Genomic DNA, 22,358 nt, shown 5'->3' with positions numbered 1-22,358 from the left:
GAAACCGAGAAGTGGACCTGCCACGTAGCTTTGTCATCCGCGAACGCGACCACCGCATCCACAACCCCTTCACCGCCGAGAAGCTCGCCACCCTCGGGCGGGCGCTGCGCCTGCGGCCGGGCACGACCCTGCTCGACCTGGCCTGCGGCAGCGGCGAGATGCTCTGCCAGTGGAGCCGCGCCCACGGGGTGACCGGCACCGGGGTCGACATCAGCACCGCCTTCGTCGAGGCCGCCCGGGCCCGCGCCGCCGAGCTGGGCGTCGCCGGGCGGGTGACGTTCGTGCACGGCGACGCCGCCGCGTACACCGCCGGCACCGCGGTCGACGTCGCCGCCTGCGTCGGGGCGACCTGGATCGGCGGCGGCGTCGCGGGCACCATCGAGCTGCTCGAACGCGCCCTGCGCCCCGGCGGCCTACTACTGGTCGGCGAGCCGTTCTGGCGGGCCGACCCGCCCGACGAGGCGACGGTGGCGGCCTGCCACGCCACCGCCCGGGAGGACTTCCACGACCTGCCGGGCCTGGTCGCCCTCTACGGCCGGCTCGGCTTCGACCTGGTGGAGATGGTCCTCGCCGACGAGGACAGCTGGGACCGTTACGTCGCCGCGCAGTGGTTGTCGGTGCGCCGCTGGCTCGACGCCCATCCCGACGACGAGCTGGCCGGCGAGCTGCGCGCCGAGCTCGACGCCGCGCCGCAGCAGTACGTCCGCTACCAGCGCCCCCACCTCGGGTGGGGGGTGTTCGCGCTGATGCGGCGCTGACGATCCCGCCGGCGGCGCGCGGGCCGGTCCCGTGCGCCGCCGGCTATCGCGCGTCCGGTCGCCCGCCGGGCCAGTACAGGCCGTCGAGGAACCGGTGCACGAAGGCGCGGAACTCCCGGCGTTCCCGCTGCGCCGAGGCCGCGTCCGCGGCCAGCGCCACCACGTGCGCGTGCACGGCCCAGACCAGGCTGCGCACCGTGATGTGCGGGGTGGGCTCGACCAGCGCCCCGGCGTCCGCCGCGGCCCGCAGCAACTGCTCCACCAGCTCGTACAGCGGCGCGGAGTACCGCTCGTCGAGGTCGGCGTGCCGGTGCGGCTCCAGCCAGCGGCGCAGCCACAGGGCGGTGGTCTGCGGGTGCTCCTGGAGGAAGTCCACGAACACGTCGACCAGGTCGTGCAGCGCCCCCCGGGCGGCGGTGGGCCCGGTGTCGAGGGCGTCGTGGGCCGCGCGCGTCGCCGCCCGCAGGGCGTCGCGTTCGGCGACGAACACCCGGGCGAAGCAGGCGTCGTAGAGCTGGGCCTTCGTGCCGGTGTGGTGGGAGACCGTGGCGACGTCGACGCCGGCGGCGGCGGCGACCTGCCGCAGCCCGACGGCGTCGAAGCCCCGGGCGGCGAACAGCGCGGTGGCGGCGGTCAGCACCACCTCGCGGGTGTCCCGGCTCTCGGAACGTCGGGGTCGGCCGGGCCGCCGTCGGGGCATGGTCATGGGCGCCATTGTCCCCCTACAATCCAGCAACCGTTGGATTTGGCGGCGGCGTGCCGCCGAAAGGACCCCACCATGACCGACCCGGCCCCCACGCCACGGGCGGGCCTGCCGCGCGGCCCGCTGCTCGGCTTCGCCGCCGGCTCCCTCGGCATGGGCGTGTGGGTCACCGTACCCGGGCTGCTGCTGCTGTACTTCCTCACCGACGTGCTCGCGGTGACGCCGTGGCTGGCCGGCCTGGTCCTGCTGGCCCCGAAGGTCGTCGACGTGCTGGCCCACCCGTGGGTCGGCCACCTCAGCGACGCCGGGGCGGCCCGCCGCGGCGACCGGCGGCGGCTGCTGCTGGCCGGCTGCGCCCTGCCGGCGGCGTTCGCCGCGCTGTTCGCGGTGCCCGGCGGCCTCGCCGGCGCGGCCGCAGCCGGGTGGGTCGCGGCCTGGTTCGTCGCCGGGAACCTGCTGTTCGCCGCCTACCAGGTGCCCTACCTGGCCACCCCGGCCGACCTGCGGATCGGCTACCACGAGCGGACCCGGCTGATGGCGTTCCGGATGGTGGTGCTCACCGCCGGGATCCTGGTCTCCGGGCTGCTCGCGCCGCTGCTGGCCGGCGGGGACGCCGCGACCCGCGACGGCTACCAGCGGATGGGCCTGCTGCTGGGCGTCGCCGCCGGCGTCGCCATGCTGGCCGGGGTCGCCGGCATCGGCCGGCTGCGCCGGCGCGCCGGCGTCACCGCGCACCGCCACGCGCCGGGCGGCTGGCCGGCGCTGGCGGCGGCGCTGCGCGACGGGCAGTTCCGCTGGCTGGTCGCCGCCTACCTGGCGATGTCCACCACGACACACCTGGTGCTGGCCGGGGTGCCGTACTACGCCGAGTACGAGCTGGGCCGCCCGGCGCTGACCACGGTGCTGGTCGCCGCGTTCGTCGCCCCGGCGCTGCTGGTCACCCCGGTGTGGCTGGCTGCGGCCCGCCGCGCCGGCAAGCAGCGGGCCCTGCTGGTCGCACAGGGCGCGTTCGCGGCCGGATCGCTGGTCCTGGCCGCAGGTGCCCCCGCCGGCCTGCCCGTCCTGGTCGCGGCGGTGACGGTGCTCGGCATCGCGTTCGCCGGCATGCAGCTGCTGCCGTTCGCGATGATGCCCGACGTCATCCGCGCCGCCGGCGGCACCGGCGCGGGCACCTACGCCGGGGTGTGGACGGCCACCGAGGCCACCGGCGCGGCGCTGGGCCCCTACGCGTTCGCGCTGTGCCTGACCGCCGGCGGGTTCGTCGCCTCCACCGGCGGTCAGGTCGTCGACCAGCCGGACGCGGCCGGGGCCGCGATCCGCTACGGATTCGGGCTGCTGCCGGCCGCGCTGATGCTCGCCGCGGTGCTGCTGCAACGCCGCTACACCCTCGACGGCGCGGCCCGCGCCGCCGGCTGACGCGCAAGCAGGGGCCCCTTGTTGTCGCCTCCGGTAGAGCAGGGGCCCCTTGTTGACCACCTGCCGCCGCAGGCCCGGCCAGGCCGGGCGGCCGCCGCCGTTAGACTTCCGCCTCGATGGACGACCAGCCCTCCCCCGCCGCCGACATCCGCCCCTGCGCCCACTGCGGGCGCGACGTGCCGCAGCGGGCCGGCGCGGGCCGGCCGTTCCGCTACTGCCGCGACAACGACGGCGCCTGCCAGCGGGCCTCGCGCAACAGCCGGATGCGGCACCGCAACGCCCCCGGCCTGCCCGGTCAGGTGGCCCGCACCTGGGAGGCGGTGGACCGCCTCGACCAGATCGTGCAGACCCTCACCGAGGCGTTGCACGCCGAGCTGTCCCCGGCGGGGGTGCAGCGGCAGCTGGCCCAGCTGCGCGCGGAGACCGCCGCGGAACTCGCCCAGGCGCACACCGAACGCGACGAGGCCCGCCGCGACGCCCAGGACGCGGCGGCGGCCGCCGCCCGCGCCGGCCAGCAGGCCCGCACCGTCACCGCCGAACGCGACGCCGCCGTCGCCCGCGCCGACGCGGCGCTGGCCGACGCGGCCGCCGACCGGCAGCGGGCCGACGCCGCCGAGGCGGCCCGCGACGCCGCGCGCCGCGACGCGGACGCGGCGCAGGCGCTGCGGGTGCAGGCCGAACGGGACCGCGACGCGGCCCGCCACGAGCTGCGCACGGTGCGCGGCGAACGCGACGCGCAGCGGCAACGCGCCGCCGACCTGGGCGTCGAACGCGACGCCGCCCGGGAGGCCGCGCGCCGCGACGCCGAGGCCGCGGCGCAGGCCCGCGAGCGGGCCGAGCAGGCCGACGCGCAGGCCCGGCAGGCCCTCGCCGACGCGCGCAGCGCCGCGCTGGGCGCCGACGCCGCCCGCGCCGACGCACAGCGGGCCCGCGAGCAGGCCGACCGGCTGCGCGCCGACACCGCCGACGCGCGCCGCGACGCCGAGGCCGCCCGGGCGCAGGCGCAGGCCGCCCGACAGGACGCGGCGGCGCTGGCGGCGCGGCTGGCCGAGGCCACCGCCGCCCACGACGCGGCCACCGGCCAGGCGGCGGCCGCGCGGGAGGCCGCCGCCGCCGTCGAGGGCCGCCTCGGTGAGCTGGAGGTACGGCTACGCGCGGCCGAGGCCGAACGCGACGCCGCGCAGCGCCGTTCGGCGCAACTGGTCGACCAGGTCAGCGACCTCGCCACCGCGCTGGCCCGGTTGGGCGCCCCGCCCCGCTGACGGCACCGGTGGGCGCGGCGGCCGGCGCGTCACCGGGCGTCGCCGCCCACGCCCGCGCGGGAATGGGTAGCATCCCCGGTGAGCCGCCGGACACCTCCACCGATTCGCCCGGCCGGGACGACCCCGCCGGGCACCTGGCGTGGCCGGCTACCCTTGCAGGGGCGGCGGGGCTCGCCGCGTCCCGCCGGCCGGCGGGGTGCGGCCCGGCGGGGCGGGAATGACCCGGCCGACAGACACCGTTGGACCTGAAGGCCACCACCACGAACGAGGGGAAGTCGATCATGGGCGAGCGTATGCTGCGCGGAAGCCGTCTGGGCGCGGTCAGCTACGAATCCGACCGCAACACGGAGCTCGCGCCGCGTCAGACCCGCGAGTACCTCTGCGCCAAGGGCCACCAGTTCGAGGTGCCGTTCGCCGTCGACGCCGAGGTCCCCACGACCTGGGAGTGCAAGTTCGACGGCAGCGTCGCCCGCCTGGTCGACGGCACCGAGCCGGAGCAGAAGAAGGCCAAGCCGCCGCGCACCCACTGGGACATGCTGCTGGAGCGCCGTTCCATCGCCGAGCTGGAGGACATCCTCGCCGAACGGCTCCAGGAGGTCCGCACCCGCCGCGGCCGCGCCTGACCCGCCGCCGACGACGCCCCCGCAGGGATCATCCCCGCGGGGGCGTTTCGCGTCTGCGACCGGCTACCGGTCGACGATCTCACCCTCGATGGCCGCGCCGCTGTCGACCACCGTCGGCGCGGCCCGCCCCGGCTCCGTCGGCTCGGGCTGCCCGGCCGGTGGCGCGTCGCCGCGGCGCACCCGCACCCGCCGCGGCCCGAACAGGTCACCGGCCACCATCGACGACACCCGCCGCTCCGTGGCCCGGCGCACCCCCGCGCCCGCCAGCCGCCGCACCGGCGGCACCAGCAGCACCAACCCCACCACGCCGGAGACCAGGCCCGGCGCCGCCAGCAGCAGCGCCCCCAACAGGCCCACCAGCCCGTCGGTGACCTGCGGGCCCGGCGGCGCGCCCGCCTGCGCGGCAGCCCGGAACCCCCGCCACGCGCGCATGCCCTCCCGGCGCAGCAGCACCAACCCCAGCAGCGACGCCGCGAACACCAGCAGCACCGCCGAGCCGAACCCGACCGCCCGGCCGACACCCACGAACACCGCCAGCTCCACCAGCACGGCCGCCAACGCGGCCAACGGCACGAACCTCAGTCCTCGGCGCATCTCACCCCATCGCCCCGTCGCGTCCCACCACCCGGTCCCGCAAGCATGACACGCCGCCGCTCACGGCCACCGCACCTGACCGTCTCCGTGCAGGCCCCGCCGCCACGCCGCCCGCCGATCCTGCACCGCCCACACGCTGACCCGCCACAACGCCTCCGCCACGATCAACCCGCTCATCTTGCTCGCCCCCCGCTGACGCTCCGCGAACGTGATCGGCACCTCCACGATCCGCGCCCCCGCCCGATGCGCCAACCGCGACAACTCCACCTGGAACGAATACCCCTGCGAACACACCGACCCCAGGTCCACCGCGTCCAACACCGCCAACCGGTACACCCGGTACCCGCCCGTCGCGTCCGTCACCGGCATCCCCAACGCCACCCGCGTGTACAGGTTCCCGCACCGCGACAGCAGCAGCCGCCGCAGCGGCCACCCCACCACCCGCGCCCCCCGGCACCACCGCGACCCGATCACCACGTCCGCGTCGGCGGCCGCGGCCAACAACCTCGGCAGGTCCTCCGGCGCGTGGGAACCGTCGGCGTCCATCTCCACCACCGCGTCGTAGCCGCGTTCCCGCGCCCACGCGAACCCCGCCAGATACGCCGCGCCGAGCCCCTCCTTACCGGCCCGGTGCAGCACGTGCACCCGCCCGTCGCAGGCCGCCAGGGCGTCGGCGAGGACCCCCGTGCCGTCGGGGCTGGCGTCGTCGGCGACCAACACGTCCACCTCCGGGGCGGCGGCCCGCACCCGCGCCACGATCGACGTCACGTTGTCGGCCTCGTTGTAGGTGGGGATGACCACCAGCACCCGCCGCAGCGGCACCCGGCCCGCCCGTGCTCGCACGCCCACCGCTGCACCACCGTTCCCGCCGGCACCCCCGGCGCATCCGTCAGCCCACCGTCACCCGGGACCGTTCGGCGCCCGAGCGCCGCCGGCGCAGCACCGCCGCACCGGCCACCACGGCCACCGCCACCGCCACCAACGCCACCTCCGGCCACACCCCGACCCGGGTGGCCAGGGTGCGCCCGTCACCGAGGCGCAGCTGCCGCGACACCACGGCGCGGGTGTTGAACCCGGTGGCGTCGGATACCCGCCCGTCGGCGCCCACGAACCCGGACACCCCCACCGTCGACGCCATCAACGACGCACGGCCGTGCTCCACCGCCCGCACCCGCACCATCGCCAACTGCTGGCGGGCCTCCGCCACGTCGAACGTCGCGTTGTTCGTCTGCACCACCAGCAGCTGCGCGCCACCGGTGACCGTGTCCCGCACCAACCCGTCGTAGGCCACCTCGAAACAGATCACATCCCCCACGGTCACCGCACCCGCGTCGACGACCCCCGGCCGGTCACCGGCCACCATGTCGCTGCGGACCCGGTCGACCTCCTTGCTGACCATCCGCGCCACGTCCCGCAACGGCACGTACTCCGCGAACGGCACCGGATGCCGCTTCGTGTACATCTGCTCCAGGTCCGGCCCGGCCCCCGGCCGCCACAGGATCCCCGCGTTCTGGCTCTGCCCCGGCCCCGGCCCCACCAGCACCGCGCCCACCAGGATCGGCGCCCGCACCGCCGCCGCCGCCACACCGATGCGCTCACCGGCCGCCGCACTACGCAACGGGTCGATGTCGCTGGCGTTCTCCGGCCACACCACCAGGTCCGGCTGCGGGCGCTGCCCGGCCGCCACCTGCGCCGCCAGGTCCAACGTCGCCTGCACATGATTGTTCAGCACCGCCTGCCGCTGGGCGTTGAAGTCCAACCCCAACCGCGGCACGTTGCCCTGCACCACCGCCACCGTCACCGTCGCCCCACCACCGGCGACCCCCACCGGCACCAGCCACCCCACCGACAGCACCGCCACCGCCGCGACCGCCGGCCCCACCGCCGCCCACCGCGCCCGCGCCCCGGCCCGCCACGGCCGCCACAGCGCCGCCACCACCAGCCCACCCGCCACGGCCACCGCGAACGTCACCAGCGGCGCCCCACCCCACGCCGCCAACCGCAGCGTCGGCGCGTCGCCCTGGCTGAACGCCAACCGGCCCCACGGGAACCCCCCGAACGGGGCCCGCGACCGCAGCGCCTCCTGCGCCACCCACAACACCCCGGTCACCGCCGGCCACGCCCACCGCCACCGGTCCACCACCGGCGACACCCACGCCGAGGCGGCACCCAGCAACGCCACCACCGCCGCCTGCGACAGCGACAACAACACCCACGGCAGCATCCCCGTGTGCAGGTTCGTCCACTCCAGCAGCGGCGCGAACAACGCCAGCCCCGCCAGGAAACCCAACCCCGCGCCCGCACGCACCCGACGCCGGTGCACCGCCGCCGCCAGCAACGCCACCCCCACCGGGGCCGCCACCCACCAGTCGTACGGGGGGAACGCCACCAGCAGCACCAACCCGGCCGCCACCGCCGCCGGCACGGCCACCCGCAACGGCAACGGCCCTGCGGCCGCACGCGCCACCGGCGCAGACGACGGGTCCTGCGCGACAGCCGTCACCGGCATCTCACCTGCGATCACACCGCCGAAGGCTACCCGCACCACCGCGCCGACCCGGCGACAGACGCCACCTGCGAAACGGAAATCGGGGCACGGCCTACGCCGCACCCCGATGCTCCCAGGCCCTTCCCGGCCGGTGGGGCGAGGATCAGGCGCCACGACCTTCGGACCGACCCGACGGGAAACTGGCTGCCCCCGCCCGGCCGTTGTCTACTGGCCGCGCACCTCACCCTGCCCGTACACCGGTAACCGCGGCCGGTTCGCGCCGCCCCGCCGACCCCCGCCCGCTGGACCTGGCCGCCGCAACCATCGAAGGTCACTCGGCCAGCGGACGAAGGGACGAAGCGAACAACAGCCGCTTCCCGTAGTAGGACTCAAAGACGGTACGTGCTGCCCCCCAGCCCCTGTCAACCCGCCCCCGGCCAGTCGCCCCACCCGCCCCGGCGTGTCGCGTCGGCGAGTCTCAATCCACGGCCAGGCACCGCCGCACCAACGCCCCCGCCGCCCCCGGATGATCCGCCGCCAACAACCCCGCCGCCGCCAGCACGTACTCCACGTCCACCACCGCCCGCGCCGCCCGCGGCACCGCCCACCCGCCCGCATGATCCGCCAACACCGCCCCCAACACCCCCGCGCCCACCCCCGCCGGCACGTGACGCAACACACCCCCCGACCCGACCAGCAGCCGCACATCCCGCAGATCCCGCCCCCCACGCTCCCCCGTCGCCCCACCCCGCGCATGCCGACGCACCGCCACCGTCGCCGCCAACGCCGCGATCCGCGCGTCCACCACCCACCCCGCCTCATCCGCCGCCACGAACCCCGGATCAGCCGCCCGCGCCCGCGCCGCCACCGCCAACGCCTCCTCCTCCGCCGCGTCGACCAGCCGCTCCTGCGCCGCCGCCCGCACCACCCCCGGCGCGCTCCACCGCACCCCCAGATCCCCCTCCACCGTGCGGGCCCGCCACAACGACCCGGCGACCTCCCGCCCCGGCCCACCCGCCCGCTCGTCCGGCGTCAACACCGAATACACGTCCGTCGTCGCCCCACCCACGTCCACCACCAACAGGTCCCCACCGACGGCGTCGGCGAGGACCTCCACCCCCGTCAACACCGCGTCCGGCGTCGCCGCCCGCACCAGCCGCCCGAACCGGGGCCCCCGCGACAGGCGCTTCCCACCGATCACATGCCGCAGGAACACCTCCCGGATCGCCGCCCGCGCCGACCCCGGCTCCAACACCCCGATCCGCGGCAACACGTTGTCGGCCACCGACACCGGCACCCCCGACCCCGCCAACACCGCCCGCAACTCCTCGCGCACGTCGACGTTGCCCGCCAACACCACCGGCACCCGCCACCGCGCCCGCGCCAGGCGCGTCGCGTTGTGCGTCAACACCTCCGCGTCCCCACCATCGGTGCCACCCACCAGCAACACCACATCCGGACGCGCCGCCCGCAACGCCGCCACCTCCGCCGCGCCCAACCGGCCCGCGGCCACGTGCACCACGTCCGCCCCCGCCGACAGGCCCACCCGCCGACCCGCCTGCGCCGTCACCAACGCCTCGTAGCCCACCACCGCCAGGCGCAACCCACCACCGGCCGACGAACACACGTACCACGGCACGTCACCCACACCGGCCGCCGCCGTCGCCGCACCCACCGCCGCGTCCAACCCGCGCAGCACATCCGAACCCACCGTCGTCGGCGACGCCCCCGCACCCACCAGCCGGCCGCCGTCCAGATCGACCACCACCGCCTTCGTGTACGTCGAACCGACGTCGACGCAGACCGCCGTGCTCACGCCACCGGCGGCACGACCACCGTGCCGGTCGCCGTCACCGCCACGATCGGCTCGGCCAACACCTCCGCGGCCGACCCACCCCGGTCCGGACACCCCCGACACACCACCCGCGCCTCGAAGTCGATCGTGCGGCTGCGCGTGCCCACCCGCGTCACCGTCGCCGCCACCTCCACCACGTCACCCGCCCGCACCGGCGCCCGGAACTGCACCTGCGAATACGACGCGAACAACCCCTCGTCCCCGTCGGTCCGGATACACACCTCCGTCGCCACGTCCCCGAACAACCCCAACGCGTACGCCCCGTCCACCAGGTTCCCCGCATAGTGGGCATGCGCATACGGCACATACCGGCGGTGCACGACGGTCAGACCGACCCGGGGATCACTCATGCCACACCCGCCTTCCTCGACGTGATCAACGCATGGACGAGATAGCTGGCCACCTCGCCCGGAGTGGTGCCCCGACCGAAGATCCGATCCACGCCCAACTCGGCGGTCATCGTCTCGTCGAACCGCGGCCCACCCACGATCAACAACGGCCGCCGCCCCGCCGGCAACGCCTCCCGGAACGCCGCCGACATCTCCCGCGTGTTGTGCAGATGCGCATCCCGCTGCGTCACCACCTGCGACACCAGCACCGCGTCGGCGCGTTCCCGCCGCGCCGCCTCCACCAGCTCCGGCACACTCACCTGCGCACCCAGGTTCGTCACCTTCAACTCCCGGTAGTACTCCAGCCCCTTCTCCCCGGCGATGCCCTTCACGTTGAGGATCGCGTCGATCCCCACCGTGTGCGCATCCGTGCCGATGCACGCGCCCACCACCGACAGCTTCCGCCGCAGCCGCCGCTTCACCACCGCGTTGACCTCCTTCGCCGACAACAGCGGGAAGTCACGCTCCACCACCTGCACCGTCGACAGGTCCACCAGATGGTTCACCCGCCCATACACCACGAAGAACGTGAACCCGTCACCGATCGGCTTGGCGTGCACCAGCATCGCCGGATCCATGCCCATCCTGTTCGCCAGCTGCACCGCCGCGCCCTCGGCCCGCTTGTCGTGCGGCACCGGCAACGTGAACGACACCTGCACCATGCCGTCACCCGTCGTATCCCCGTACGGCCGCACGATGCTCTTCCCACCCGTGCCACGCCGGCCGGACTGGCCCTCGCTCATGCTGCGCTGGCCGGGCATGCCCTCGCGGCCCTCGCTCCGCTCGGTGCGCTCGCTCATGCCGGCAGCTCCAGAATCTCCGTCGCCGGGTTGTAGTAGTCCCCCTCATGCCGCGCCACCCCGGAAAGACCCTTCCCCCGGTCCGCCGGCCGCTTCATGATCCCGAACGTGCCCTCCGCGATCGCCGTCAACAACGACTGATCCCCGATCCGCTCCAACAGGTCCACCGCCTCACCCAGCACCCGCCTCGCCCGCTGCTGGATGAACCCACCCGACGCCGGCACGAAATCCTCGTGCAACCCACCCGCCGCACCCAACACGTACCGCACGTTCTGCAACGCGATGTCCCGGTCCGACAACCACGGCGTCACCACCGCCTCCGTCATCATCCCCACCAGCAGGATCCCCTGCCCCGTCATCGCACCCACCAGATTGAAGAACCCGTCCAACAGGTTCCCCCGGAACACGTCCCCCGTCATGTGCTTCGTCGGCGGCATCCACTTCAACGGCGCATCCGGAAACAACTCCCGCGCCAACAACGCATGCGCCAACTCCAGACGCAACGACTCCGGCACATCCGGATTGATCTCGAACGCGTGCCCCAACCCCAACTGCCAGTCCGCCAACCCCGCCTCATGCGCGAAGAACTCGTTCAACAACTGCGACACCGTCACCGTGTGCGCCTCGTCCACCGCGTCCGCAGTGGTCAGATAGTTGTCCTCACCCGTGTTGATGATGATCCCCGCCCGCGCGTGCACCTGCCGCGAAAACCGCTGGTCCACGAACGTCCGAATCGGATTGATGTCCCGGAACAGAATCCCGTACATCGAATCGTTGAGCATCATGTCCAGCCGCTCCAGGCCCGCCAACGTCGCCATCTCCGGCATACACAGACCCGACGCGTAGTTCGTCAACCGCACGTACCGACCCAACTCCCGCGACGACTCGTCCAACGCCGCCCGCATCAACCGGAAGTTCTCCTGCGTCGCATACGTCCCCGCGAACCCCTCCCGCGTCGCCCCCTCCGGCACATAGTCCAACAACGACTGCCCCGTCGACCGGATCACCGCGATCACGTCCGCACCCGCCCGCGCCGCCGCCTGCGCCTGCGGAATGTCCTCGTAGATGTCACCCGTCGCCACGATCAGATAGATCCACGGCCGCCGCGCCGGATCCCCGAACCGCCTCACCAGACGATCCCGCTCCGCCCGCCGCCGATCGATGCGCCGGATCCCCGCCGCCACCGCCCGCCGCGACCCCCGCCGCGCCGCCGACGCCGCCCGCCCCGACGGCACCCCGAACCGCACCGACCCGGCCGCCGCCTTCTGCGCCAACAACGTCACATCCGACACGCCCTCCCGCGCCAACGCGTCGAACACCGGCACCGCCACCCCGTGCCCCAACCCCACATCGGCGACCACCGCGTCCACCAGACGGTTCACCCACGGAATCCCGTCCGGATCAGCACCGGACACCCCCGCGAGCCGCAACACCGCCCGCTCCACCGACACCGTCGTGTGGCTACGCGCCAGATCCACCACCGGCTGCCCGGCCCGACGCGCCAACTCCCGCGCCCGCCCCACCAGCGCCGGATCCAACCCAAGCTTGCCCGTCACGACACGCCTTCCTCGTAGATCACGTCACCCCGCAACACCGTCGCCCGACACACCGGCAACGGCGTCGGATCATCCGCACCCCGCAACTCCGGATCCTCGGCCTGCAACACCGGCAACCCCCGATCCACCCCCGCCGGGGCGTCCCACACCGCGAACGTCGCCGGCGCCCCCAACGCCAACACACCCTCGTTGTCCAGGTGCACCGCCCGCCACCCACCCCGGGTGTGCGCCGCGAACGCCGCCCGCACACTCATCCGCTGCACCGGATTGTGATGCGCCGCCGCCGCCCGCACCGAACCCCACGGATCCAACGGCGTCACCGGCGAATCAGACCCGAAAGCCAACGCCACCCCCACCGAATGCATCGCACCCATCGGATTCGACTCCAACGACCGCGACAACCCCAACCGCGCCTCGTACATCCGACCCGCACCACCCCACAACCGGTCGAACGCCGGCTGCATCGACGCCACGATCCCGAACTCCACGAAACCCGCGATCGACCGCCGCCCCATCAACTCCGCGTGCTCCACCCGATGCCGCCCCGCCCGCAACCGCTCCACCCCCACCCGCTCCGCCGCCCCCGCGAACCCCGCCAACACCGTCCCGATCGCCGCATCACCGATCGCGTGGAACCCGCCCTGCACCCCGTGCGCCACACAATCCAACAAGTGGTCACGCACCTGCCCCGCCGTCACGTACCCGTGCCCGCACGCCCCCGGCTCCCCATCCAGGTACGCCGCCGACACGTGCGCCGTCCGCGACCCCAACGCCCCGTCCGCGAACAGATCCCCACCCGCACCCACCGCACCCAACTCCCGCGCCCGCGCCGCACCCAACAACTCACCCCAGTACCCGTACACCTCCGGCACACCCCGCCCGGACACCGCCAGCAACCCCGTGAAGTCCTCCTCGTCGGAGATCTCCGGACCGCCACACTCGTGCACCGCCGCGATCCCCAACGACGCCGCATGCGCCAGGGCCCGCCGCTGCGCCGCAACCCGCTGCGCCCGCGTCACCGACCCGAACGCCGCCGCCCGCACCACGTGATGCGCGTCCCGCCGCAACCACCCCGACGCGTCGAACCCGGCCGCCGCCACCACCTCCGGACACGCCGCCAGCAACGCCGCCGACACCAACGCCGAATGGATCGACGCCTGCGACAGGTACACCCGCCGCCCACCCGCCGCCCGACCCAACGCCACCGCATCCGGCAACCGCGGATCGTCCCAACCCGACTCGTCCCACCCGTGCCCCAACACCACCGCGTCACCCGGCAACCCCGCCGCGAACACCGCCACCGCGTCCAACAACTGCCCCGCCGACCCCACCCCCGACAGATCCAGCCCCGACAACGCCAACCCCGTGTCCGTCGCATGCACGTGCGCGTCCACGAACGCCGGCGTCACCAACGCCCCCGCCAGATCCACCACCCGGTCCGCCGCCGGCGCCTCCGCATCCACCCCCAACCAGGCGATCCGCCCGTCACGCACCAACAACGCCGTCGCACGCGGATCCGCCGGACAGTGCAGCACACCACCGCGGTACAAGATCGAGGGACTAGTCATGACGTCAGTCTGCCGCCAACCGGGCCTCGAACAGGCCGCGCACCCCAGGCTCCGACCGCAACAACCCCAACGCCAACTCCGCGTGCCCCGGCACGTACCCGTTGCCCACCAGCATCGTCACGTCCGCCGCCAACCCCTCCGCCCCCAACGCCGCCGCCGCGAAACTCGTCGCCATCGAGAAAAAGATCACCGTCCCGCCGTCCGCCGTCGCCAACACCGCCCCGTGCTCACAACCCGGCACGTCCACGCACACCACCGTCACGTCCGCCGGCGCCCCCAACGCCGACGTCACCGCCGTCGACAACCCCACCGGATCCCGCGCATCCGCCAACGCCACCACATCGGCCAGCCCGGCCGCCGCCAGCGCGTCCCGCTCCGCCACCACCGGCACCACCCCGACCGTACGAGCCGCACCCGCCCGCCGCGCCGCCGCCAACGACAACGACCCGCTCTTGCCCGCCCCACCGATCACCGCCACCGACACCGGACGCGGATCACCCGCCCGATCCCGCCCCGCCACCTGATCGGCCACCACCCGCGCCGTCAACGCCGGCGCCCCGCACACGTCCAACACGGCGAGGGACAACTCCGGGTGCAGATCCGCCGGCAACACCGCCGCGATCGACCGCGCGAACAGGATCGCCCACCCGTCACACGGCACCTGCTCGCTGCGCCCGTCCCAACGGGCCAACCCGTCGGTGATCGTCAACGGGGTCAACGTCAGCGACACCAACGTCGCCACCCGGTCACCCACCCGCAACCCCAGCGGCGACCGCCGGCCCGCCTCCTCCACGGTGCCGATCAGCATCCCGCCCGACCCCGTCACCGGGTTCTGCATCTTCCCCCGCGTCGCGACGATCTCCAGCACCTCGGCGCGGACCTTCCCCCCGTCCCCGCCGTGCTTCTGCCACAACTGCCGGAAACTCGCCGCGTCCAGGTTCAACCGCTCCACCCGGATCCGCACCTCGTTCGGCGCTATCGGCGCGCTGGCGTCCAACCGCCACGCCGCCTGCGGCAGCACCCCCGCCGGTTCGACAACACGGTGCAGACCCACCGGTGACGTCACGCCGACCTCCCCTGTCCAGCCGCCCGAAGCCCCGCGCAGGACTCGCATCGCGGGAAAACTTACGGCAGACTAATTTCTTCGCCGGATATTTTCCAGTAGCCTACGGGCCGCCGATCATCCGCACCACGCACCGAGGAGGGGCCGTGACCCAGACCCAACCGGCTGAGACCATCCCTGCGCCCCGTCACGCCCCGGTCGCCGCACCCACCGCCGGGCAGCCCTACGAATACCGCCGCCGCCCCCTGGTCGAACCCGACTGGACCCGCTTCCCCGGCTGGCGTCACGTCACCCGCGAACAGTGGGAAAGCGCCCAGTGGCAGCGCGTCAACTGCGTCAAGAACATCAAGCAGCTGCACGCGGTCCTCGGCGACACCGTCGACGAGTCCTTCTACGCCGACCTGGAAGCCGACCAGCAGGCCCTGGCCACCATGTCCATGCTCGTGCCACCCCAAATGATCAACACCATGGTGCCGCACGCGCCGCTCACCACCGCCGCGCTCCTCGCCGACCCCATCCGGCGTTACATGATCCCCGTCGCCTCCGACCGGCGCACCGACTGGCCCTCCCACCCCTACGCCAGCCGCGACTCCCTCCACGAGCACGACATGTGGGTCGCCGAGGGCCTCACCCACCGCTACCCGACCAAGGTCCTCGCCGAGCTGCTCTCCACCTGCCCCCAGTACTGCGGGCACTGCACCCGGATGGACCTCGTCGGCAACTCCACCCCCGCCGTCGACAAGCTCAAGCTCACCCTCAAGCCCGTCGACCGCTACGACGCCCACATCACCTACCTCAAGGCCCACCCCGGCGTACGCGACGTGGTCGTCTCCGGCGGCGACGTGGCCAACGTCCCGTGGCGCAACCTCGAGTCGTACCTGATGCGGCTGCTGGAGATCGAAACCATCCGCGACGTCCGCCTCGCCACCAAGGCCCTCATGGGCCTGCCCCAGCACTGGCTCCAGCCCGACGTCGTCGAGGGCCTGGAACGCGTCGCCCGCACCGCCGCCCGCCGCGGCGTCAACCTGGCCATCCACACCCACGTCAACCACGCCCAGTCGCTCACCCCGCTGGTCGCGAAGGCCGCCCAGACCGCCCTCGACGTCGGCGTACGCGACGTACGCAACCAGGGCGTGCTCATGCGCGGCGTCAACGCCACCGCCCCCGACCTGCTCGACCTCTGCTTCGCGCTCCAGGGCGAGGCGGGCATCCTGCCCTACTACTTCTACATGTGCGACATGATCCCCAACGCCGAGCACTGGCGGGTCCCGGTCTGGCACGCCCAGCAGCTCCAGCACGACATCATGGGCTACCTCCCCGGCTACGCCACCCCGCGGATCGTCTGCGACGTGCCGTTCGTCGGCAAGCGGTGGGTGCACATGCTCACCGACTACGACCGCGAGCGCGGCATCTCCTACTGGACGAAGAACTACCGCACCTCCATCGAGTCGGCCGACCTGGAGGCGCTCAACAAGCGCTACGCCTACTACGACCCGATCGACACCCTGCCCGCCGCCGGCCGGCAGTGGTGGCACGACCACCGCGACGACTGACCGGCACCCGCTCGACCGCATGGGCCCCGGCATGTGCCGGGGCCCATGCTTTTTGGTTTCGGCGTGGCGGGTCACGTCCCGTAAGGCGTCCTAGGACACTAGGGTCAGAGGCTCGGATCCTGCCCGACGCCTTCCGGCGAGCAACGGCGACGGCGCGCCGCGGCGGGCGGCACGCCAGGCCATCACCAGCAGGACCACCGCCCACAGCATGACCACGGTGGTGGAGACGGCGGCGACGGTTCCCGACGCGGCGGCCGACGCCGAGGACAGGTTGTAGGCCACATGCCAGCAGGCCGCGGCGGCGATGCCCCCGCCGGCGGCGTTGTAGACGAAGGCCAGGACCACCGCGCCGGCGACCATGCCGAGGAAGAAGCCGGGCAGCACGGCGGGACGGAAGCCACGGAAGGTGGCCAGGATGACGAACAACGGCGCGTGCCAGACCGCCCACCCGACGGCGGTGAGCAGCGCCGCCCGGACCGGCCCGTGGCGGGCCTGGAGCCGCTCCTGGGCGAAGCCGCGCCAACCGCCCTCCTCCCCCAGCCCGTTGAGCACCACCAGACCCAGGAGCATCGGCAGCGCCGCCGACGGCAACCCGCTGATCACGAACAGGTCCCGCCACGGCGGGACCGGCTGACCGGCCAGGGCGACGACGGCCAGCCCGACGGCCAGCATGGCCAACGGACTGACGGCCAGCAGCGCCGTGCGCCAGCCGCCGCGCCAGCGCCACAGCCGCCCGACGTACCCGGCCACCGCCGCCCGGCCACCGGTCACGGCGGTGACGGTCACCGCCGCCAGCAGCGGACCGAGCAGGCCGGGCATGTGGGTGGGCCACGGATCGCCGCCGCGCACCACACCCCCGGCGACCGCGATCGGCACCCACCAACTCCACGACAGCACGTACGCCAGGGCGAAGAACGACGCCACCGGCCACCGCCGCATCAACTCACGCAGCTTGACGACCATGCCCCGAGTACAGCAGCGGCCGGTCGCCCCCGGACAGGGCCGGAAGACCGCGACAGACCGGCCGACAGCCCGTGTCCAAAGCGGACCTGAGCACCTCCGAACGGGCCCGCGCTGCGGGAAACCTTCAACCCCAGCCGTTTGATCGAAGGGTATCGACATCGACAGGCGTAACCGGATAGCGTGCCGTCATCCCTGACCACCGACCGGGCGGACCACCGTCCGCCGCCGTGAGGAGTGCCGTGGCCACGTCACCCGTCGCCCGCCTGCGCCGCCGAGGGCTCCTCGGCTTCCCCGCCCTCGTCGCCGCCGCGCTCACCGTCGCCCTGCGCCCCGCGCCCGTCCGGGCCGAGGCCCGCGCCGAGTGCCTCGCCGACCTGATCGAGCAGTCCTGATGGCCATCGTCGGCTGGCTCGCCGACGTCCTGCGCGCCGCCGGCGTACAGGTCGTCGAGGAGGGTGACTGGCGCAACCGGATGCGCCCCGGCGACTTCGACCCCATCGGCGTGCTGTGGCACCACACCGCCTCCACCTCCAGCGCCACCAACCCCCACCCCGCCCTGGGCATCTGCATCAACGGCCGCTCCGACCTGCCCGGGCCCCTCTGCCAGGCCCTCGTCGACTACCACGGCGTGTTCCACCTCATCTCCGCCGGCCGCGCCAACCACGCCGGCGCCAGCGGCGGCAGCGGACCCATCCCCGCCGGCGACGGCAACACCCTCATGATCGGCTGGGAGATCGACTACAACGGCGTCAGCCAGGAGATGACCCCCGCCCAGTACGAGGCGTCACTGCGCGCCACCGCCGCCGTGCTCACCCGCCTCGGCCGCGACGCCAGCTATGCCCGCGGCCACCGCGAGACCAGCACCACCGGCAAGATCGACCCGTCCTTCATCGACCTGGACGTCATGCGCGCCGACGTCGCCGCCCGGATGAACGGCGGCACCGCCTGGAGCACGATCGTCGACAACGCCACCTCCGGCCGCTTCACCGCCAGCGCCAACTGGCGCGTCTCCACCTACTCAGGCCAGCGCTACGGCGCCGACTACCGCTACGCCGACCCCGTCGCCTCCAGCGACGTCGCCTGGTACCGGGTCAACGTCCCGGCCACCGGCACCTACCGCGTCGACGCCTGGTGGCCGGCCAACGCCGGATACAACAACGCCACCCCGTACCTCGTCGCCACCACCACCGGCAACAAGACGGTGTACGCCGACCAGCGTGCCACCGGCGGGCAGTGGCGCGCCCTCGGCACGTTCGCCCTCCCCGCCGGCGACGCCAACCGGGTCGGTGTGAGCCGGTGGACCACCGGGGCCGGCCTCGTCATCGCCGACGCGATCCGCGTCACCCGGGTCTCCTAGCCCGCCCCCTCCCCGGCCGGACACGGGGACGACACGACGGCGGCCCCGGAGGCAGTCTCCGGGGCCGCCGCGCGGTCGGGTCACTTGGTGAACGCGTCGCGCACGTCCCGGCCGGCGTCCTTGACGTGCTCGCCCGCCTGCCGGGCCCGCGCGTCGCTCTGCTCGGTGGCGCCCTCGGCCCGCAGGCGCTCGTTGTCGGTCATGTCGCCGACGCGCTCCTTGGCGGCGCCGGCCAGCTCCTGGGCCTTGTTCTTCGCCTTGTCGGTGAAGCTCATGTCGACTCCCTCTGCTCCGGCGTTCCGGGGCCTCACTGCCCCTGACCGTAGGCATGCCCGGGTGTGGGGCAGCGGAAACCTGGGATGCGGGCGGCGTCACACGCGGCAGGGCATCCTAGGAGGCTAGGTGTCGCGTGTGCGGCGGGGAACCTGGTTGACTGGGCCGATGGGAGAGATCGTCCTCGTCCGCCACGGCGAGACCGAGTGGAGCGCCAGCCGCCGGCACACCTCGTACACCGACCTGGAGCTCACCGCCGACGGCGAGCGGGAGGCCCGCGCGCTCGCCACCCCCCTCGCCGGCCGGCGGTTCGCCCTCGTGCTGGCCAGCCCGCGCCGCCGGGCGCTGCGCACCGCCGAACTGGCCGGGCTCGCCGTCACGGCGGCCGACGAGGACCTGGCCGAGTGGAACTACGGCCGGTACGAGGGCGTCACCACCGCCGACATCCACACCGGCCGCCCTGGGTGGAACATCTGGACCGACGGCTGCCCCGGCGGGGAGTCACCGGCCGAGGTGGGCGCGCGGCTCGACCGGGTGTTGGCCCGCGCCGCCGCCGCGCTCGCCGACGGCGACGTCGCCCTGGTCGGCCACGCGCACAGCCTGCGGGTGCTGGGCGCCCGGTGGATCGGCCTCCCGCCGTCGGGCGGCGGGCTGCTGCGGCTGGACACCGCCACGGTCAGCGTCCTCGGCCACGAGCACGGCCGGCGGGTCATCCTGCGGTGGAACCAGCCGCCTCCCCCGCCGTCCGGGACCGCGCCCGGGTCGACGGCTCCCCGCTGATCTTCGGCGGCCGGTTCTCGTACGGGGTGGACAGGACCACGGTGGTGCGGGTGGTGACGTTCGCGGCCGTGCGGATCTCCTGGAGCAGGCGCTCCAGGTCGGCCGGGGAGGCCACCCGCACCAGCAGCAGGTAGAAGTCCTCCCCCGCCACCGAGTAGCAGGAGTCGATCTCGGGCAGGTGGGCCAGCCGCTCCGGGGCGTCGTCGGGCTGCGACGGGTCGAACGGCCGGATCGCCACGAACGCGCTCAGCGGCAGGTCGACCGCCTCGAAGGAGACCCGGGCGGCGTAGCCCCGGATCACCCCGCGCTGCTCCAGCCGGCGGACCCGCTGGTGCACGGCGGACACCGACAGGCCCACCTTCTCCGCCAGGTCCGTGTACGACAGCCGCCCGTCGGCGGTCAGCGCCGCGACGATGGCCCGGTCGATCTCCTCCACGGCGTGCAACCTACCGGTAAAAGCGCTCCCCCGCGACGACGCCCCCGCCCCGCGTGACGCTCGGTCCGCCCCGGGTGACCTTCCGCGTCGGGCCTCAGTCCCACTGGTCCTGGTTGAGGAAGCGGGCGAAGCCACGCCAGGAGCCGTCGGACAGCAGGAACTGCGACAGGTGCAGGTACTGGCTGCGGTAGCCGTCGGAGTGGTGGATGGTCACCGTGTGCCCGCCCGTGCCGTTGTTCGGGATGTTCTGGATCGTCCCGGCACCGCAGGCCGGCAGGTTCGTGCCGACGCGCGCTCAGTCCCTGGCCAGGGCGCGGGAGATCACCAGGCGCTGGATCTGGTTGGTGCCCTCGACGATCTGGAGCACCTTCGCCTCCCGCAGGTAGCGCTCGACGGGATGGTCGGCGACGTAGCCGGCCCCGCCGAGCACCTGCACCGCGTCGATGGTCACCCGCATCGCCACGTCCGTGGCGAACAGCTTCGCCTTCGCCGCCTCGATCGAGTACGGCCGGCCGGCGTCGCGCAGCCGCGCGGCGGCCAGCGTCAGCGCGCGGGCGGCGGAGATCTGGGTGGCGTGGTCGGCCAGGGTGAACCCGAGGCCCTGGAAGTCGACGATCGCCCGCCCGAACTGCCGACGCTCACGGGCGTAGCCGACCGCGTGGTCGAGGGCGGCCTGGGCCAGGCCGACGGCGCAGGCGGCGATGCCGAGACGGCCGGAGTCCAGGGCGGACATGGCGATGGTGAAGCCGGCGCCCGCCCCGCCGATGAGGCGGTCGGCCGGCACCCGGGCGTCGTCGAAGGCGACCTGCGCCACCGGGGAGGCGTGCAGGCCCATGGTCCGCTCGGCGGCCTGCGGGACGATGCCGGGGGTGTCACGGTCGGCGAGCAGGCAGGAGATGCCCTTCGGGCCGGGCCCGCCGGTGCGGCAGAAGACGTTGTAGAAGTCGGCCACCTGCGCGTGGGTGATCCACGCCTTGGTGCCGGTGACCACGTACGCATCGCCGTCGCGCACGGCCCTCGTGGTCAGCGCCGCCGCGTCCGAGCCGCCCTGCGGCTCCGACAGGCAGTACGCGCCGAGCAGCTCGCCGCCGATCATGTCGGGCAGCAGCTTGCGCTGGGCGCCCGTGCCGAACTGGGCCAGGGGGTAGCAGGACAGTGTGTGCACGCTGACCGCCTCGGCGACGGCGAGCCAGCGGCTGGCAAGCACCTCCAGCACCTGCAGGTACACCTCGTACGGCTGGGCGGCCCCGCCGTGCTCCTCGGCGTAGGGCAGGCCGAGCAGGCCGGCGCGGCCGAGGGTGCGCAGCACCTCCCGGGGGAACTCGGCGCGGGACTCGAACGCGGCGGCGCGGGGGGCGAGCTCCCGGTCGGCGAGCTCGGTGGCGAGGTCGAGCAGGTCGTGGGCCTCGTCGGTGGGCAGGATCCGGTCGACGGTCATAGCGCGCTGAGCTCCGTGGGGTGGTGTTGAGCCGGGTCACGCCGCCCGTCGTGCGGACGGCGTCGGGTTCCGGTGGCCGGTTCTACCGTCGGTTCCCGCCCTGTGAGCTTAACGGTCGTTTGGCCACCTGCGGGAGGCGGCGGTGTCGCGTCGAACCCGCCCGAGGCGGGCGGCGACGTCGATAGCCTGGACCCACGCCGGCACCGGTCCGCCGGCCGACGGGACGGAGAAGGCGGCGCGATGGGCGGCGGGCGGGAGCGCGGGGCGCGGCGGCGGCGCGGGCTGTTGTGGGCCGGCATCCTCGCCGTCGCCGGGCTGGTGCTGCTGGCGGTCGGCCTCACCGTCGCCAACGGGGCCCTCGCGTGGCTGGAGGCGGCCGTCGCCCTCGTCCTGCTGGTGGCGAGCTACGCCGTGCAGCGCCTCGCCCGCCGGGAGGCGCTCTACCGGCACGACGGGCCGCGCTGACCGCCGCGCCGCGCCCGG

The 22,358-nt window shown here is 74.2% G+C and carries 23 protein-coding genes and 1 pseudogene; 9 read left to right on the top strand and 15 right to left on the bottom strand.

The window, feature by feature from the left end; genetic code table 11:
- The first annotated feature begins 11 nt into the window (after positions 1 to 11).
- Positions 12 to 758, top strand: coding sequence for a methyltransferase domain-containing protein (locus tag O7633_RS02635; RefSeq protein ID WP_278135175.1), 747 nt, complete (start codon positions 12 to 14; stop codon positions 756 to 758).
- 43 nt (positions 759 to 801) lie between these two features.
- Here O7633_RS02635 and O7633_RS02630 read toward each other — a convergent pair whose 3' ends face one another.
- Entirely contained in the window at positions 802 to 1,458 is a 657-nt protein-coding gene (locus O7633_RS02630) for a TetR family transcriptional regulator (protein WP_278136429.1), read from the bottom strand.
- A 78-nt stretch (positions 1,459 to 1,536) separates the two neighbouring features.
- Here O7633_RS02630 and O7633_RS02625 point away from each other — a divergent pair, with 78 nt between their 5' ends.
- The 3 genes from O7633_RS02625 to O7633_RS02615 all read left to right on the top strand — a co-directional run bounded on the left by O7633_RS02625 (position 1,537) and on the right by O7633_RS02615 (position 4,762).
- Positions 1,537 to 2,877 (top strand): MFS transporter, encoded by a 1,341-nt coding sequence (locus O7633_RS02625; protein ID WP_282325779.1) that lies wholly within the window; start codon positions 1,537 to 1,539, stop codon positions 2,875 to 2,877.
- Between the two features lie 116 nt (positions 2,878 to 2,993).
- On the top strand, positions 2,994 to 4,139 hold the full coding sequence (locus O7633_RS02620) for a hypothetical protein (RefSeq protein ID WP_282325778.1): 1,146 nt from the start codon (positions 2,994 to 2,996) through the stop codon (positions 4,137 to 4,139).
- A 281-nt stretch (positions 4,140 to 4,420) separates the two neighbouring features.
- Positions 4,421 to 4,762, top strand: coding sequence for an RNA polymerase-binding protein RbpA (locus tag O7633_RS02615; RefSeq protein WP_007070998.1), 342 nt, complete (start codon positions 4,421 to 4,423; stop codon positions 4,760 to 4,762).
- A 63-nt stretch (positions 4,763 to 4,825) separates the two neighbouring features.
- Here O7633_RS02615 and O7633_RS02610 read toward each other — a convergent pair whose 3' ends face one another.
- From O7633_RS02610 to O7633_RS02570, 9 genes are all read right to left on the bottom strand, one after another.
- Complete coding sequence (locus O7633_RS02610; RefSeq protein ID WP_074476444.1) at positions 4,826 to 5,356, bottom strand: FxsA family protein; 531 nt, start codon at positions 5,354 to 5,356, stop codon at positions 4,826 to 4,828.
- A 60-nt stretch (positions 5,357 to 5,416) separates the two neighbouring features.
- Positions 5,417 to 6,199, bottom strand: a complete 783-nt coding sequence (locus O7633_RS02605; RefSeq protein ID WP_282328452.1) for a polyprenol monophosphomannose synthase — start codon at positions 6,197 to 6,199, stop codon at positions 5,417 to 5,419.
- Positions 6,200 to 6,245: 46 nt separating this feature from the next.
- Entirely contained in the window at positions 6,246 to 7,865 is a 1,620-nt protein-coding gene (gene lnt / locus O7633_RS02600) for an apolipoprotein N-acyltransferase (protein ID WP_282328451.1), read from the bottom strand.
- Between the two features lie 457 nt (positions 7,866 to 8,322).
- A complete protein-coding gene (locus tag O7633_RS02595) occupies positions 8,323 to 9,660 on the bottom strand; it encodes a glutamate mutase L (RefSeq protein WP_282325776.1) in 1,338 nt (445 codons plus the stop codon).
- Entirely contained in the window at positions 9,657 to 10,049 is a 393-nt protein-coding gene (locus tag O7633_RS02590) for a hotdog domain-containing protein (RefSeq protein WP_282325774.1), read from the bottom strand. The genes O7633_RS02595 and O7633_RS02590 overlap by 4 nt, the downstream gene beginning before the upstream one ends.
- Complete coding sequence (locus O7633_RS02585) at positions 10,046 to 10,831, bottom strand: OAM dimerization domain-containing protein (protein WP_282328450.1); 786 nt, start codon at positions 10,829 to 10,831, stop codon at positions 10,046 to 10,048. The genes O7633_RS02590 and O7633_RS02585 overlap by 4 nt, the downstream gene beginning before the upstream one ends.
- A 53-nt stretch (positions 10,832 to 10,884) precedes the next feature.
- Positions 10,885 to 12,444 (bottom strand): lysine 5,6-aminomutase subunit alpha, encoded by a 1,560-nt coding sequence (locus tag O7633_RS02580; protein WP_282325773.1) that lies wholly within the window; start codon positions 12,442 to 12,444, stop codon positions 10,885 to 10,887.
- Positions 12,441 to 14,012, bottom strand: a complete 1,572-nt coding sequence (locus tag O7633_RS02575) for an amidohydrolase family protein (protein WP_282325772.1) — start codon at positions 14,010 to 14,012, stop codon at positions 12,441 to 12,443. Before O7633_RS02575 ends, O7633_RS02580 begins: the two co-directional genes overlap by 4 nt.
- A gap of 4 nt (positions 14,013 to 14,016) precedes the next feature.
- Entirely contained in the window at positions 14,017 to 15,126 is a 1,110-nt protein-coding gene (locus tag O7633_RS02570; RefSeq protein WP_282325771.1) for a zinc-binding alcohol dehydrogenase, read from the bottom strand.
- Positions 15,127 to 15,221: 95 nt separating this feature from the next.
- Between O7633_RS02570 and O7633_RS02565 the strand changes: the two genes are divergently transcribed.
- Positions 15,222 to 16,628, top strand: coding sequence for a lysine 2,3-aminomutase (locus O7633_RS02565; protein WP_282325770.1), 1,407 nt, complete (start codon positions 15,222 to 15,224; stop codon positions 16,626 to 16,628).
- A gap of 90 nt (positions 16,629 to 16,718) precedes the next feature.
- Here O7633_RS02565 and O7633_RS02560 read toward each other — a convergent pair whose 3' ends face one another.
- Positions 16,719 to 17,591: a CPBP family intramembrane glutamic endopeptidase gene (locus O7633_RS02560; protein WP_282325768.1), complete on the bottom strand. Its 873-nt coding sequence runs from the start codon at positions 17,589 to 17,591 to the stop codon at positions 16,719 to 16,721.
- Between the two features lie 239 nt (positions 17,592 to 17,830).
- Here O7633_RS02560 and O7633_RS02555 point away from each other — a divergent pair, with 239 nt between their 5' ends.
- Both O7633_RS02555 and O7633_RS02550 read left to right on the top strand, forming a co-directional pair.
- Positions 17,831 to 17,983 carry a hypothetical protein gene (locus O7633_RS02555; RefSeq protein ID WP_282325765.1) on the top strand — a complete coding sequence of 51 codons (153 nt, stop codon included), beginning with the start codon at positions 17,831 to 17,833 and terminating at the stop codon, positions 17,981 to 17,983.
- Positions 17,983 to 18,948, top strand: a complete 966-nt coding sequence (locus tag O7633_RS02550) for an N-acetylmuramoyl-L-alanine amidase (protein ID WP_282325763.1) — start codon at positions 17,983 to 17,985, stop codon at positions 18,946 to 18,948. Before O7633_RS02555 ends, O7633_RS02550 begins: the two co-directional genes overlap by 1 nt.
- An 80-nt stretch (positions 18,949 to 19,028) precedes the next feature.
- Here the strand turns inward: O7633_RS02550 and O7633_RS02545 are convergent, their stop codons facing one another.
- Positions 19,029 to 19,223: a CsbD family protein gene (locus O7633_RS02545; protein WP_043969178.1), complete on the bottom strand. Its 195-nt coding sequence runs from the start codon at positions 19,221 to 19,223 to the stop codon at positions 19,029 to 19,031.
- 166 nt (positions 19,224 to 19,389) lie between these two features.
- Between O7633_RS02545 and O7633_RS02540 the strand changes: the two genes are divergently transcribed.
- On the top strand, positions 19,390 to 20,001 hold the full coding sequence (locus O7633_RS02540) for a histidine phosphatase family protein (RefSeq protein ID WP_282325758.1): 612 nt from the start codon (positions 19,390 to 19,392) through the stop codon (positions 19,999 to 20,001).
- On the opposite strand, the gene O7633_RS02535 is transcribed toward O7633_RS02540, so the two are convergent.
- The 3 genes and pseudogenes from O7633_RS02535 to O7633_RS02530 form a co-directional block, all read right to left on the bottom strand.
- Positions 19,931 to 20,437: an Lrp/AsnC family transcriptional regulator gene (locus O7633_RS02535; RefSeq protein ID WP_282325757.1), complete on the bottom strand. Its 507-nt coding sequence runs from the start codon at positions 20,435 to 20,437 to the stop codon at positions 19,931 to 19,933. The genes O7633_RS02540 and O7633_RS02535 overlap by 71 nt on opposite strands.
- 94 nt (positions 20,438 to 20,531) lie before the next feature.
- Positions 20,532 to 20,717, bottom strand: a pseudogene (locus tag O7633_RS33115) (M23 family metallopeptidase); the annotation flags it as partial.
- 15 nt (positions 20,718 to 20,732) lie between these two features.
- Positions 20,733 to 21,875, bottom strand: a complete 1,143-nt coding sequence (locus tag O7633_RS02530) for an acyl-CoA dehydrogenase family protein (RefSeq protein WP_282325756.1) — start codon at positions 21,873 to 21,875, stop codon at positions 20,733 to 20,735.
- A 240-nt stretch (positions 21,876 to 22,115) separates the two neighbouring features.
- On the opposite strand from O7633_RS02530, the gene O7633_RS02525 reads away from it, so the two are divergent.
- A complete protein-coding gene (locus tag O7633_RS02525; protein ID WP_278135148.1) occupies positions 22,116 to 22,340 on the top strand; it encodes a hypothetical protein in 225 nt (74 codons plus the stop codon).
- Positions 22,341 to 22,358 lie beyond the last annotated feature (18 nt).

Origin of the sequence: Micromonospora sp. WMMD712, from assembly GCF_029581295.1 — a bacterium.
Classification (GTDB): Bacteria; Actinomycetota; Actinomycetes; order Mycobacteriales; family Micromonosporaceae; genus Micromonospora; species Micromonospora carbonacea.
Note: the sequence above shows the minus strand (reverse complement) of the source record. Positions and strands in the feature narration are given on the sequence as shown.